Here is a 13,714-nt window from a genome sequence, read left to right on the forward strand (position 1 = left end):
GCTGACTGCGACACCCTTGCAAACATTTATTCAAACGCCGCTCTGATTGGCACCGGGAGTAATCTGCCATGTTCCCTTCAAACCCTCAGCAATATGCGGCTGCCAAAAAAAGCTGGTTTGTTGCATTCGAGTATCAGGAGCAACATGCGGGCATGAAAGTCCGAACAGACCTGACACAGGCGTTGGCGAGTGTGTACCGACTTTCTACCGATAAAACCCGAATTATCTGCGACTGTGTCGAGCGTTTTAACACTGCCTCTCTGATACACGATGACATCATCGACCAAGACCGGGTTCGTCGCGGAGCCGACTCGGTGTGGGTCAGATATGGCGTGGCCACAGCGCTGATTTCGGGCATGTATGGTTACATTCAAGGGTTGAAATCGCTCAGTGAATCAGGAGCTATGACATTAGTTCAAGCAGGCCTCGATAGCCTGGAGGAGTTGCACATCGGCCAGCATCTCGACACCCTCTTCAGCGAGGGAACGGACTTGCCTACCATGGAGCAGTACCGCTATGTTGCTCAAGCGAATACCGGATGTTTTTTCATATTCATTCTGAAAGCCTGCCAACAACTTAAGCCCCTGCCAGAGCAATGTTACAACTTTCTGAAATCAATGCTTCTTGAGCTTTCCGTCTACTATCGCTTTATTAACGACTATTGCGACATCAATCACATTCCGCATTATGCGAAAAAAGGATTTGCGCCCGATCTTGAAGGAGGCCCCAAATCGTTCCTGATGATTATTGCAAATCAGCCACTGCACAAGCGCAATAGAAGCGAAATGCAGAAACGACAGATAATAATTAATTGGGGAAACGCTGAGGTATTCTCCAAAGCATTAACAATCATGGAAGACAGCTATGCAAACCTGCTAGGCTTTTTCCAACTCGCACAGCAACAGTTCAATGAGCTGGACTTCAGTCAACTTGAGAGTTTTCTCCATCACGTGCACTTCGAACAAAACCCGCAGGATAATTTCTATGCATCACTTCAGTTGAATATTTGAAAAAACGTTTCTTCGAAAAACCCATGTCGCCGTGCACTGCAAGCAGAACTGCCTCAACCACGGCCCGACAGGCGCGCCGCCAATGCCTTGGCCTGCAACGCCACATCCGTCACCGCCGTACTCTCCCACCACATCCCGCGCAACGGTGGTCCCATGGCAAACAATCGGCTAGCCGCACGCCCCTCGGCATCCAGTACCGCGCCATCCACTGCCGCCGCGATTCCCAATGCCAACGGCCCCGACTGCACCAGACCACGCACCAGCAACTGCTGCGGCAACGGTCGTGCCACGCGGCGCCAGTCGTATTCGATGCCACTGGAGTTGATCAGCGCGGCGCCCTGCACTACGCACGTTTCAGACTCACCACGCCTTCTTATACGAATGCCCACACTGCCATCCTCTCTTGGCTCAAGTCCTTTGAACGACGCCGCGTGAATCCGCAATCGCCCTTCTTTGTGCAATCGCTCAACCAGTTTCGCGCTCAACGGCGGCGAACGGTGGTGATGACTCTCCCACCACGGCCGAACATGCCGTACGAATTGTCGACGCTGCACGTCAGTCGCCTGACTCCACAGCCGGGCTATGTGCACCCGCACCGTGTCCAGCGGCGCCTGCCAATCGATACCTTGTGCGATGGCTGCCCGGCATTGCCGACGCAATTCACGCAACAACTGTCGTGGCGTACGCAGGCTGTGATCGCTGCCAAGAAAGTCGATCCAGACTGGCGGTTGTCGGCGCACGTGGGGCAGCAAGCCATGTCGGGAAAAGACTTCGATCGGCCCGCGATGCCCGGCCTGTTCCAGCGAAACCACGGCATCGACCATGGTCAGGCCGGAGCCGATGATCATCACGGTGGATTGCGGATCGAGTTGGCGCATGGCCGCGACATCCCAGGGATCGAGGGCGGCGGCGTTGAGGCCACTGGAAGCTTTCTGCGGAGTTCGTGCGGCAGGGAACATGCCGGTCGCCAGCACTGCGCAGAATCCAGACAATGACTGACCATTGCTCAGCGTGAGCTGCACCGAATCGGCATCGACCTGCAGATCGACGACTTCCGCTCGAATGTGTTCAACGCTCGAACCATAACGCGCCCCGACCCGCCGCGCTTCAACCAGACGCTGCTGCACATAGACACCAAACAAACCACGCGGCGGGAACAGTTCGCTGACCGGTACGTTCTGCTCCGCAGACTCCGGCCAGCCTCCGCCGGCAATGTGCTCGGTCAGCCATTGCGTCAGATCATCAGGATTATCCGGATCGACGCTCATGCGCGCCGCATTGCCGTTGAGTGTGTGGCCCAACTCGACTGCACTGTAGGCCTCGCCGCGTCCCAATTCATTACGCGGCTCAATGATCAGGACCTTGCGCCGGACGGGTAGACGCAACAACTGCACCGCCAGCATCGTGCCGCTGAGGCCGCCGCCGATAATCAGGATGTCTGCGCTCTGACTCATTCAAATCACCACATTACGCACAAACCGCACCGCAACATCGCCATCGTTGCGATAGGAATGCGGCTGGTTACTGGCAAACATGAAAAACTCCCCAGTGCCGATGTGCTGCGGCTGATCGCCGAGCATCAGCGTCAGGCAACCTTCAAAGACGAAAATCTGCTCGCTCCAGCCCTCGGCATCCGCTTGCGACGGGTAGACCTCGCCAGGTTGCAGACACCATTCCCACTGCTCGACTTCGCGTGTGGCCGTGGCTTTGGAGAGCAGCACCGCTTTGCTCCCCGGGATCGTGCCCGCCCATGCCACCTCGTTGATGCGGCTGGGATCACGCGCATCCGGCGCCTGGATCAGATCGCTGAACGCCACATCAAGCGCCTCGGCAACACGATCAAGCGTGGTCAGGCTGACGTTCTTTTCGCCCGCCTCGATCGCCACCAGCATGCGCCGGCTGACCCCGGACTTTTTCGCCAGCGCGGTCTGGCTCATGTCAGCGGCATGGCGTAGACGTCGCACATTCAGGCTGACGTGTTGCAGGACGGACGCCCGTTGCGTTGAATCTTTGTGCACTATATTGCTCACTCGGTGAGGTTGGGCAGTATACTGCGCAACGTTGGGCGCATTGTGCGACCTCCTTTTTATAGTGCGCAAGGTCATGACGTCGCAGAACAGCTCTCCCACTCCCCTTCGTTTTTCTCGTTTCAGCAAAGCCGAGTGCGTGCTGGTGCTGATCACCATGATCTGGGGCGGCACCTTTCTGCTGGTTCAGCATGCGATGACGGTCAGCGGGCCGATGTTTTTTGTCGGTCTGCGTTTTGCGGCGGCGGCTTGTATCGTGGCGCTGTTCTCGTGGCGGCATCTGCGCGAACTGACCCTGTTCGAACTCAGGGCCGGCGCGTTTATCGGCGTGGCGATCATGCTTGGTTACGGCCTGCAGACCGTCGGACTGCAAACGATCCCGAGCAGTCAGTCGGCGTTCATCACCGCGTTGTATGTGCCGTTCGTGCCGTTGCTGCAATGGCTGGTGCTCGGGCGGCGCCCCGGGTTGATGCCGAGCATCGGCATCATGCTGGCGTTTACCGGGCTGATGTTGCTGTCGGGGCCGTCCGGGGCTGCGCTGAATTTCAGTCCGGGTGAAATAGCCACGTTGATCAGCGCCATTGCGATCGCGGCCGAGATCATTCTGATCAGCACTTATGCCGGCCAGGTCGATGTGCGTCGAGTCACCGTCGTGCAACTGGCAACCACGTCCGTGCTGTCGTTCCTGTTGGTGGTGCCGACCGGGGAAATGCTTCCGGATTTTTCCTGGACTCTGCTGGTGACCGCGTTGGGGCTGGGCGCAGCGAGTGCGGCGATTCAGGTGGCGATGAACTGGGCGCAGAAGAGTGTTTCGCCAACCCGGGCGACGTTGATCTATGCCGGTGAGCCGGTGTGGGCCGGGATTGTCGGGCGAATTGCCGGGGAACGTTTGCCAGCGATTGCGCTGGTGGGCGCAGGGTTGATTGTTGCGGCGGTGATTGTCAGTGAGTTGAAGACCAAGGGTAAGGTCGCGGAAGCCGAAGCTGACTTGGAGCGGGAAACGCAGGGTTGATCCGCAACATCTTCAGCGTCTGACCCGACGCTTTCGCGAGCAAGCTCGCTCCCACATTTTGAAATACATTCCAATGTGGGAGCGAGCTTGCTCGCGAAAGGGCCATCTGCCACAACATCGCTGCCCCTGAAACAATGCCAAACAGAAAATTCCAGACTACTTTGTAGGATTCTGAGACATCCTGGCGTTTGGTGATCGGGGAGCTGGCACGTATGATGCTTCACAAACTTCCGCAGATTAGAAGCCTATGTCCCTGATAGTTCTACTGCTTCTGCCATTCATTGGCAGCTGTCTGGCAGCGGTGCTGCCACACAACGCGCGTAATACCGAATCCCTGCTGGCAGGTCTGGTCGCTTTGATCGGTACCGTTCAGGTCGCGATGTTGTACCCGCAAATTGCCCACGGCGGTGTGATTCGTGAAGAGTTCATGTGGCTGCCCAGCCTCGGTCTGAACTTCGTTCTGCGCATGGACGGTTTCGCCTGGCTGTTCTCGATGCTGGTGCTGGGCATCGGCACCCTTGTCTCTTTATATGCCCGTTATTACATGTCGCCGGACGATCCGGTGCCGCGTTTCTTCGCGTTTTTCCTGGCGTTCATGGGCGCCATGCTCGGTCTGGTGATCTCCGGCAATCTGATTCAGATGGTGTTTTTCTGGGAGCTGACCAGTCTCTTTTCATTCCTGTTGATCGGCTATTGGCACCATCGCGCCGACGCCCGTCGCGGTGCCTACATGGCGTTGATGGTCACCGGTGCCGGCGGATTATGCCTGCTGGCGGGGGTGATGATTCTCGGCCATGTCGTCGGCAGCTATGACCTCGACAAGGTCCTGGCCGCCGGCGATCTAATTCGCGCACATGCCCTCTACCCTATTCTTTTACCCCTCATTCTTATCGGCGCACTCAGCAAAAGTGCGCAGTTCCCTTTCCACTTCTGGTTGCCGCACGCAATGGCGGCGCCGACACCGGTTTCTGCCTATCTGCATTCGGCAACCATGGTCAAAGCCGGGGTGTTCCTGCTCGCGCGTCTGTGGCCATCGCTGTCTGGCAGTGAAGAATGGTTCTACATCGTCAGCGGGGCCGGCGCGTGTACGCTGTTGCTCGGCGCGTATTGCGCGATGTTCCAGAATGATCTCAAAGGTCTGCTCGCTTACTCGACCATCAGCCATCTCGGCTTGATCACCCTGTTGCTGGGCCTGAACAGTCCGCTGGCCGCCGTGGCGGCGGTGTTTCACATCCTCAACCACGCTACGTTCAAAGCCTCGCTGTTCATGGCCGCAGGCATCATCGACCATGAAAGCGGCACCCGCGATATCCGCAAACTCAGCGGCCTGATCAAACTGATTCCGTTCACCGCGACGCTGGCCATGGTTGCCAGCGCCTCGATGGCAGGCGTGCCGCTGCTTAACGGCTTTCTGTCGAAAGAGATGTTCTTCGCCGAAACCGTGTTCATCAACGCCACGGCGTGGGTTGAAGCGGCGCTGCCGATTGTCGCGACCATCGCCGGTACATTCAGCGTTGCCTACTCGCTGCGTTTCACCGTCGATGTGTTCTTCGGTCCGCCAGCCACTGATCTGCCGCACACCCCGCACGAACCGCCGCGCTGGATGCGGGCACCGGTAGAATTGCTGGTGTTCACTTGCTTGCTGGTGGGTATTTTCCCTGCGCAGATCGTCGGCCCGTTGCTCGCCGCCGCCGCGTTGCCCGTGGTTGGTGGCACGCTGCCGGAATACAGCCTGGCAATCTGGCACGGCCTGAACGCGCCGATGATCATGAGCCTGATCGCCATGTCCGGCGGCATCGTCGTCTACCTGTTGCTGCGCAACCAGTTCAAACTCGGCCGTTTCAAATACCCGCCGCTGGTAGGCCGCTTCAACGGCAAGCGCCTGTTCGAGCGCAGTCTGGTGGTGATGATGCGCATGGCCCGACGCGTCGAGCGGCGTCTGGGCACCAAGCGTCTGCAGATGCAATTGTTCCTGATGGTATTGGCGGCGGTACTCGCCGGCCTGATTCCGATGCTGCACAGCAGCCTGAGCTGGGGCGACCGGCCGAAGATTCCCGGATCGATCGTTTTCGTGACTCTTTGGCTACTGGCGATTGCCTGTGCCCTCGGCGCCGCGTGGCAGGCCAAGTATCACCGTCTCGCCGCCCTGACCATGGTCAGCGTCTGCGGCTTGATGACCTGCGTAACTTTCGTCTGGTTCTCCGCGCCCGACCTGGCGCTGACGCAACTGGCAGTCGAAGTGGTCACCACTGTGCTGATCCTGCTCGGTCTGCGCTGGTTGCCACGCCGTATCGAAGAAGTCTCGCCACTGCCAAGCAGCCTGCGCAAGGCGCGGATTCGTCGTCTGCGCGACTTGCTGCTGTCGATTGCCGTAGGTGGCGGCATGGCGCTGCTGTCTTACGCCATGCTCACGCGGCAGACACCGAACGACATTTCCTCGTTCTATCTCAGCCGCGCCATGCCCGAGGGCGGCGGCAGCAACGTGGTCAACGTGATGCTGGTGGATTTCCGTGGCTTCGACACCCTCGGTGAAATCACCGTACTGGTCGCCGTGGCCCTGACCGTATTCGCCCTGCTGCGCCGCTTCCGCCCGCCGAAAGAAAGCCTGCAGTTGCCAGCCCAGCAACGCTTGCTGGCGCCGGACGTGGTCACCGACCTGGTCAACCCGCGTTCGGCCAGCGACACCGCACTCGGCTTCATGATGGTGCCGGCCGTGCTGGTGCGCCTGCTGTTGCCGATTGCGCTGGTGGTGTCGTTCTACCTGTTCATGCGTGGGCACAACCAACCGGGCGGCGGTTTTGTTGCCGGGCTGGTGATGTCGGTGGCGTTCATCCTGCAATACATGGTCGCCGGTACGCAGTGGGTCGAGGCGCAAATGAGTCTGCGGCCGCTGCGCTGGATGGGCACCGGATTACTGTTCGCCACCGCTACAGGTCTGGGCGCGATGGTCGCCGGTTATCCGTTCCTGACCACGCACACCTGGCATTTCACCTTGCCGCTGCTGGGTGACATCCACGTCGCCAGCGCGCTGTTCTTCGACATTGGCGTGTATGGCGTGGTGGTCGGTTCGACGCTGCTGATCCTCACTGCCCTCGCCCACCAATCGGTGCGAGGTCACAAGACTGCATCGCTGCCAAAATCCGTCGCCAGTAAAGGAGCCGTCTGATGGAAGAAGTCATCGCAATCGCCATCGGCGTGCTCGCCGCGTCCGGCGTCTGGCTGATCCTGCGCCCACGGACGTTCCAGGTGGTCATGGGCCTGTGTCTGCTGTCGTATGGCGTCAACCTGTTCATCTTCAGCATGGGCAGCCTGTTCATCGGCAAGGAGCCGGTGATCAAGGATGGCGTGACGCAAGACTTGCTGCACTACACCGACCCGTTGCCACAGGCACTGGTACTCACCGCGATCGTCATCAGCTTCGCCATGACCGCGCTGTTCCTCGTCGTTCTGCTCGCCTCGCGCGGCCTGACCGGCACCGACCACGTCGACGGCCGGGAGCCTAAAGAATGATGGCGATGACTCACCTGATCGCCGCACCGATTCTGCTGCCGCTGCTGACCGCCGCCATCATGTTGATGCTCGGCGAACGGCACCGACCGCTGAAGGCGAAAATCAATCTGTTCTCCAGCCTCGTAGGCCTGTTCATTTCGGTGATGCTGCTGCAATGGACGCAAACCACCGGCGTGCCCGGTTCGATCGGCGTTTACCTGCCGGGCAACTGGCAGGCGCCGTTCGGCATTGTGCTGGTAGTCGATCGCCTGTCGGCGCTGATGCTGGTGCTGACCGGGATCATCGGCGTCAGCGCTTTGCTGTTTGCCATGGCCCGTTGGGACGGCGCCGGGTCGAGCTTCCACGCACTGTTCCAGATTCAGTTGATGGGCTTGTATGGCGCGTTCCTGACCGCTGACCTGTTCAATCTGTTCGTGTTCTTCGAAGTGCTGCTGGCGGCGTCCTATGGCTTGTTGTTGCATGGATCGGGTCGGGCGCGGGTGTCATCGGGGTTGCATTACATTTCGATCAACCTGCTTGCCTCATCGCTGTTCCTGATTGGCGCCGCGCTGATCTATGGCGTGACAGGTACGCTGAACATGGCCGATCTGGCGCTGAAGATTCCGCTGGTGCCGGAAGCCGACCGTGGCTTGCTCCACGCCGGTGCGGGGATTCTCGCCGTCGCGTTCCTGGCCAAGGCTGGCATGTGGCCGCTGAACTTCTGGCTGGTGCCGGCCTACTCCTCGGCCAGTGCACCGGTGGCGGCGATGTTCGCGATAATGACCAAGGTCGGCGTCTACACCCTGCTGCGCCTGTGGACCCTTCTGTTCTCAGGCCAGGCTGGAGCGTCCGCGTTCTTTGGCGGCGACTGGCTGATCTACGGCGGCATGGCGACCATGGCCTGCGCGGCGCTGGCAATTCTCGCAGCACAACGCCTGGAGCGCATGGCCAGCCTGAGCATTCTGGTGTCGGCAGGGATTCTGTTGTCGGCAATCGGGTTCGCCCAGCCGAACCTGATCGGCGCCGCGCTGTTCTATGTGGTCAGCTCGACGCTGGCACTGAGTGCGCTTTTCCTGCTGGCCGAGTTGATCGAACGTTCGCGCTCGGCCAACGAGATCCCCTTGGAAGACGAAAGCGAATTGCTGCCGCGCCCGCAGGAATCCTTGCAACCACCGAAAGGCATCAACCTTGATGACGAGCAGAAAGCCGTGGTCGGTCAGGTCATCCCGTGGACCATGGCGTTTCTCGGCCTGAGCTTCATCGCCTGCGCCCTGCTGATCATCGGCATGCCGCCGCTGTCCGGTTTTATCGGCAAGCTCAGCCTGATCGGCGCCTTGCTTAACCCTCTGGGCCTGGGTACTGGCGCGCCGATTTCCAACGCGGCCTGGGCGTTGCTGGCGCTGCTGATCCTTTCCGGGCTGGCGTCGTTGATGGCATTCTCGCGCCTCGGCATTCAGCGTTTCTGGACACCCGAAGAGCGCCCTTCACCACTGCTGCGCAAACTTGAATGCGCGCCGATCTTCCTGCTGCTGGGGCTGAGCATGGTCCTGACCTTCAAGGCTGAACCCCTGCTGCGCTACACCCAGGCCACCGCCGACGCGCTGAACAACCCGCAGCAATACGTCATGGCGGTGCTCGGCACCCGTGCCGTACCGAGTCCGGAAGCCAAAGCCGCGATGCTGGAGGTGCAGCCATGAACCGTGTGTTGCCTGCACCGTTGTTGTCGCTGGCACTGTGCGCCCTGTGGCTGACCCTGAACCTGTCGATCAGCCCGGGCAACCTTTTGCTCGGCGCGATACTGGGATTTGCTGCACCACTGATGATGCGCAAATTGCGCCCGAAACGCGCGCGCATTCGCCGGCCGGTGACGATCCTGCGGCTGTTCCTGGTCGTCGGTCGTGACGTGGTGATGTCCAACTTGATCGTCGCCTGGGGTGTGCTCAATGCGGGTCGTCGCCCGCCGCGTTCAGGCTTTGTCAAAGTGCCGCTGGACCTGCGCGACGCCCATGGTCTGGCGACCCTGGCGATGATCTGCACGGTGGTGCCCGGCACGGTGTGGTCGGAACTGGCGCTGGATCGCAGCATTCTGTTGCTGCACGTTTGGGATCTGGATGACGAAGCGCAATTCATCGAGCACTTCAAGAGCACCTACGAGCGGCCGTTGATGGAGATTTTCGAATGAGCCCATTACTGTCGAACGCGATTCTGCTGACGCTGTTCCTGTTCTCGCTGGCGATGGTGCTGACGCTGGTACGCCTGTTCAAAGGGCCGTCGGCGCAGGATCGGGTCTTGGCGCTGGATTACCTGTACATCGTCGCCATGCTGATGATGCTGACCCTGGGCATTCGTTATTCCAGTGACACTTACTTCGAAGCGGCGCTGCTGATTGCGCTGTTCGGCTTCGTCGGCTCGTTTGCCCTGGCGAAATTCCTGCTGCGTGGCGAGGTGATCGAATGAATGCTGAACTGTCTCTGTGGATCGAGATTCCGGTGGCGATCCTGCTGGTGCTCAGTGGCCTGTTCGCGCTGATCGGTGCGATCGGGCTATTGCGCATGAAAGATTACTTCCAACGCATGCACCCGCCAGCACTGGCTTCGACGCTGGGCGCCTGGTGTGTCGCACTGGCGTCGATCATCTGCTTTTCGGCGCTGAAATCCGGGCCGGTCATACATGCCTGGCTGATCCCGATTTTGCTGGCGATTACCGTACCGGTGACCACATTGCTGCTGGCGCGGGCGGCATTGTTCCGTAAGCGCATGGCTGGGGATGATGTGCCGGCTGAGGTCAGTAGCCGCCGCACTGAGAGTGGTAGTTAGTTCAGAGTTTTCAGTGTCTGGACTGGCCCTTTCGCGAGCAGGCTCGCTCCCACAGGGGTTGGGGTGAAGTCACATATCTGTGAACACCCAAAATCACTGTGGGAGCGAGCTTGCTCGCGAAGGGGCCAGCCAAGTCATCGCAAATTTCAGATCTGTTTCAAACCCACGCCACTGCCAACAACCCTGCCCCCAACACCGCACACAACGGCGAATACACCCAGGTGTCCAGCCGCGCAAACCGCGAATCCTTCACTTCCTTGAAAAACCCGACCAGATTCGAATCACCAATCGCCCGGGCAAACATCAACAGCGCAATCGCGCTGATCACCCATTGCAGCGCCTTGTGCGTCACCGCCGGCATTCCCCAGCCAACCCGCATGCACACCAACGCCGCAATCACCAGCAACGCCGCCGCCACGATCAACGTGAGCCAGCCCGACGGCTTGAACGCCGGTCGCACCGTTGCGACAAATCCGCGCACCGGCACCTGCGGCACGACTACTGCCGCCGCCCATTGCCCACCCAACGCCCAATACACGTGCATCAAAGCAATCACCGCAAACGTTGTCACCAGCCATTGAGCCAACACAAAGGTCATGGTTGAAATCCTTGGAAAGGGATTTGAACAAACCATCCTAGTCGGATTTTTTTCAAGTGCACGACCGATCAGCGGTAAGGTAAAGTGCCGCCCCATGAAATTCTCCCGTTCCGATCGCTCACTGCTGGCCTGGATGCTTTATTGCTGCGTCCTGTTCAACGTGTTCGCCTGCAGCATCGGTCACGGACAAATGGTCGGCATGCAGCTGAACGGTATCGGCGGCCAGTTCTGTACAGTCGACCCGGCCACTCAAGCGCCGCTCGCCAGCAACCCCACCGAAGAACCACTGCCAACGCTGTCCAAAGCGTTTGGTTGCCCGCTGTGCTCGGTCGGCGGTGGCATGGGCCCGGCGTTCAACTCCAGCCTGACCCTGGCGATCCTGCCGGAACAACGCAGCCCACCGCTGGCACCCATTGTCAGCGCCGACCTCCCTGCCCGCTTCACCTGGCCTTCGGCCAACCCCCGCGCCCCTCCGCTCGCCTGAGTGTCTCTACCTTTTGATTTGTCAGCCCACTGCGCCAACGCGCGGCGTTCGCCTGTGCGCTGACTCCTAGACAAGCATTCAGGATTCAATGATGAAACAACTCACTCTACTGGCGAGCCTGTGCGGCTGCCTGTCCGTTAACGTCTGGGCGCAATCCACCGTGGATCTGGCGCCGATCACCATCGATGGCGAGTCCGGCGCAGAACCGGGGCTGAGCCTCGACCAATCCAGCGGCATGGCCTCGCGCCTGGGTTTGAGCGTACGTGACACACCGGCTTCGGTGGCCATCGCCAATCGCAACGACATCGAGCGCCATGGCGCGCAAAACTTCCAGGACGCCGCCAACACCTTGCCCGGGGTCAACGCCAGCGCGCCGCCCGGCTTCGGTGGGTTCGTTTCCTACCGTGGTTTCACCAGCAGCCAGATCACCCAGATGTTCAACGGCATCAACGTTTCCGGCGGTCTCGCCCGCCCCGTCGATTCGTGGATCTATGACCGCGTTGAACTGGTCGGCGGCCCGTCATCGCTGATCAATGGCGCAGGCTCCGTTGGCGGCTCGCTGAACTACGTCACCAAACTGGCCAGCCGTGATGAACAAGCAGTTGAAGGGCGGGTCAGCTACGGCACCTACGACACCACCGAAACCGCATTCGGCCTCAACCACGCCCTCACCGAGCCAGGCGCCGACGTGCAGCACTACGCGCGCCTCGACGTCAGCCACAACACCAGCAACGGCTACATCGACCGCCAAGAGCGCGATGCCTGGAGCGTGGCGTTCTCGCTGCTCAGCGACCTGACGCCCGACCTGTCGCACACCCTGGCTCTGGAATATCAGGACGAACATGAAGACAGTCCGTACTGGGGTACACCCGTACTCAATCCCAAGGCCGGCGAGTTGAAGATCGATAAACACAACCGCTTCAACAACTACAACGTCGAGGACGGTCGTTACGAGCAGCGAACGATCTGGGTGCGCTCGATCATCGATTACCGCATCAACGACAGCACTACTCTGCGCAACACGCTGTATCACCTCGACAGTCAACGCGATTACCGCAACCTCGAAACCTACCAGTACAACGCCGACAACACCGCGGTAAACCGCTCCACCGCGTATCAAGTGCGTCATCAGGGCGAGCAGAACGGCAACCAGTTCGAACTGCGCCACGACAACACGCTGTTCGGTCTCGACACGACGTGGTCGGGGGGCTTCGAATACAAGGTCAACCAGACCACCAACTCGCCGCTGAACATCAAAGGTGCGAGCACGATTGACCCGAACAACTACCGTCCGGGGCACTTCTACGACATTCCCGGCACCAACCCCAAGCTGATCAGCGACAAGACCAACGAGGTCACCACCAAGGCATTGTTTGTGGAAAACCGTTTGGCGTTGACCGACAAACTGTCGCTGCTCACCGGTCTGCGCTATGACGACATTGACCTCGATGTGACCAACCATCGCACCGTGACAGCTGCCAATCCCAAGCACCTAAAACGCAGTTGGGAGCCAGTCACCGGACGAGCCGGCCTGAGCTACCAGTTCATTCCCTCGGCCAACGTCTACGTGCAATACAGCACCGCCGCCGAGCAACCGAACGGCACGCAGGACTTTGATGTCTCGACCGGCAAGCAATGGGAGATCGGCAGCAAATTCGATTATCTGAACGGGCGCGGCTCGGCGACGATTGCCGCCTACACCATTGAGCGAAAGGACTTCGCCGTGACTGACCCGCTAGACCCGACCAGCAGCATTGCGGTCGGCCAGCAGACCTCGAAAGGCGTTGAGATCGCCAGCTCCTTGCGGATCACCGACAAGCTATTGGCCGAAGGCAACTTCGCCTGGGTCGATGCGCAGTACGATGATTTCACTGAAAAGAATGCTGCCGGTGTGGTGGTGTCGCGCAAAGGCAACACGCCGACCAACGTGCCGGATCGGGTCGGCAATCTGTGGCTGACGTATGACTTTTCGCCGCAATGGCAAGGTGGGGTTGATGCGCGATATGTGGCATCGGTATATGCAGACACGGCCAACACCATGACCGTGCCGTCGTACACATTGTTTGGCAGCTTCCTCAGCTACAAGGTCGATTCGCACACCACCGTGACCGGGCGCGTGCGTAACCTGACCAATGAGGTGTATGCCGAATTTGCACACGTTTCGCCGGCGTATTACCTCGGATCACCGCGTACCTTTGAATTGGCGGTGGCTACCAAGTTCTAAAAGCTTCGCGAGCAAGCTCGCTCCCACAGTGGATATGTGTCGTTCATAAAACCA

General features: G+C 59.7%; 13 protein-coding genes. 10 read left to right on the plus strand and 3 right to left on the minus strand.

Going from position 1 to position 13,714, the window contains the following annotated elements; genetic code table 11:
- Positions 1-68: 68 nt before the first annotated feature.
- The gene (locus tag L8H52_RS07000; RefSeq protein WP_242206316.1) at positions 69-1,010 is read left to right on the plus strand and encodes a polyprenyl synthetase family protein; all 942 of its coding nucleotides are present in this window, start codon (positions 69-71) and stop codon (positions 1,008-1,010) included.
- A gap of 53 nt (positions 1,011-1,063) precedes the next feature.
- On the opposite strand, the gene L8H52_RS07005 is transcribed toward L8H52_RS07000, so the two are convergent.
- A complete protein-coding gene (locus L8H52_RS07005) occupies positions 1,064-2,464 on the minus strand; it encodes an FAD/NAD(P)-binding protein (RefSeq protein WP_242206318.1) in 1,401 nt (466 codons plus the stop codon).
- Positions 2,465-3,028: an XRE family transcriptional regulator gene (locus L8H52_RS07010; protein WP_242206320.1), complete on the minus strand. Its 564-nt coding sequence runs from the start codon at positions 3,026-3,028 to the stop codon at positions 2,465-2,467.
- An 85-nt stretch (positions 3,029-3,113) separates the two neighbouring features.
- On the opposite strand from L8H52_RS07010, the gene L8H52_RS07015 reads away from it, so the two are divergent.
- The 7 genes from L8H52_RS07015 (at position 3,114) to L8H52_RS07045 (ending at position 10,354) form a co-directional block, all read left to right on the plus strand.
- Entirely contained in the window at positions 3,114-4,049 is a 936-nt protein-coding gene (locus L8H52_RS07015; RefSeq protein ID WP_242206322.1) for a DMT family transporter, read from the plus strand.
- A gap of 247 nt (positions 4,050-4,296) precedes the next feature.
- A complete protein-coding gene (locus tag L8H52_RS07020) occupies positions 4,297-7,215 on the plus strand; it encodes a monovalent cation/H+ antiporter subunit A (protein ID WP_242206324.1) in 2,919 nt (972 codons plus the stop codon).
- Complete coding sequence (locus tag L8H52_RS07025) at positions 7,215-7,559, plus strand: Na+/H+ antiporter subunit C (RefSeq protein ID WP_007910763.1); 345 nt, start codon at positions 7,215-7,217, stop codon at positions 7,557-7,559. Before L8H52_RS07020 ends, L8H52_RS07025 begins: the two co-directional genes overlap by 1 nt.
- Positions 7,556-9,235, plus strand: a complete 1,680-nt coding sequence (locus L8H52_RS07030; protein WP_242206326.1) for a monovalent cation/H+ antiporter subunit D — start codon at positions 7,556-7,558, stop codon at positions 9,233-9,235. The genes L8H52_RS07025 and L8H52_RS07030 overlap by 4 nt, the downstream gene beginning before the upstream one ends.
- Complete coding sequence (locus L8H52_RS07035) at positions 9,232-9,720, plus strand: Na+/H+ antiporter subunit E (protein WP_242206329.1); 489 nt, start codon at positions 9,232-9,234, stop codon at positions 9,718-9,720. The genes L8H52_RS07030 and L8H52_RS07035 overlap by 4 nt, the downstream gene beginning before the upstream one ends.
- Positions 9,717-9,995, plus strand: a complete 279-nt coding sequence (locus L8H52_RS07040; protein WP_007910754.1) for a K+/H+ antiporter subunit F — start codon at positions 9,717-9,719, stop codon at positions 9,993-9,995. The genes L8H52_RS07035 and L8H52_RS07040 overlap by 4 nt, the downstream gene beginning before the upstream one ends.
- Positions 9,992-10,354: a Na+/H+ antiporter subunit G gene (locus L8H52_RS07045; protein ID WP_007910752.1), complete on the plus strand. Its 363-nt coding sequence runs from the start codon at positions 9,992-9,994 to the stop codon at positions 10,352-10,354. Before L8H52_RS07040 ends, L8H52_RS07045 begins: the two co-directional genes overlap by 4 nt.
- Positions 10,355-10,511: 157 nt before the next feature.
- On the opposite strand, the gene L8H52_RS07050 is transcribed toward L8H52_RS07045, so the two are convergent.
- Positions 10,512-10,952, minus strand: a complete 441-nt coding sequence (locus L8H52_RS07050; RefSeq protein WP_007910751.1) for a DUF3995 domain-containing protein — start codon at positions 10,950-10,952, stop codon at positions 10,512-10,514.
- Positions 10,953-11,046: 94 nt separating this feature from the next.
- Between L8H52_RS07050 and L8H52_RS07055 the strand changes: the two genes are divergently transcribed.
- Together L8H52_RS07055 and L8H52_RS07060 are read left to right on the plus strand one after the other, a co-directional pair.
- Positions 11,047-11,436 (plus strand): DUF2946 domain-containing protein, encoded by a 390-nt coding sequence (locus L8H52_RS07055; RefSeq protein ID WP_242206331.1) that lies wholly within the window; start codon positions 11,047-11,049, stop codon positions 11,434-11,436.
- A gap of 91 nt (positions 11,437-11,527) precedes the next feature.
- Positions 11,528-13,660, plus strand: coding sequence for a TonB-dependent receptor (locus L8H52_RS07060; protein WP_242206332.1), 2,133 nt, complete (start codon positions 11,528-11,530; stop codon positions 13,658-13,660).
- Positions 13,661-13,714 lie beyond the last annotated feature (54 nt).

Origin of the sequence: Pseudomonas sp. CROZ-RG-20F-R04-15, assembly GCF_022662375.1 — a bacterium.
In the GTDB taxonomy this organism is placed as follows: domain Bacteria; phylum Pseudomonadota; class Gammaproteobacteria; order Pseudomonadales; family Pseudomonadaceae; genus Aquipseudomonas.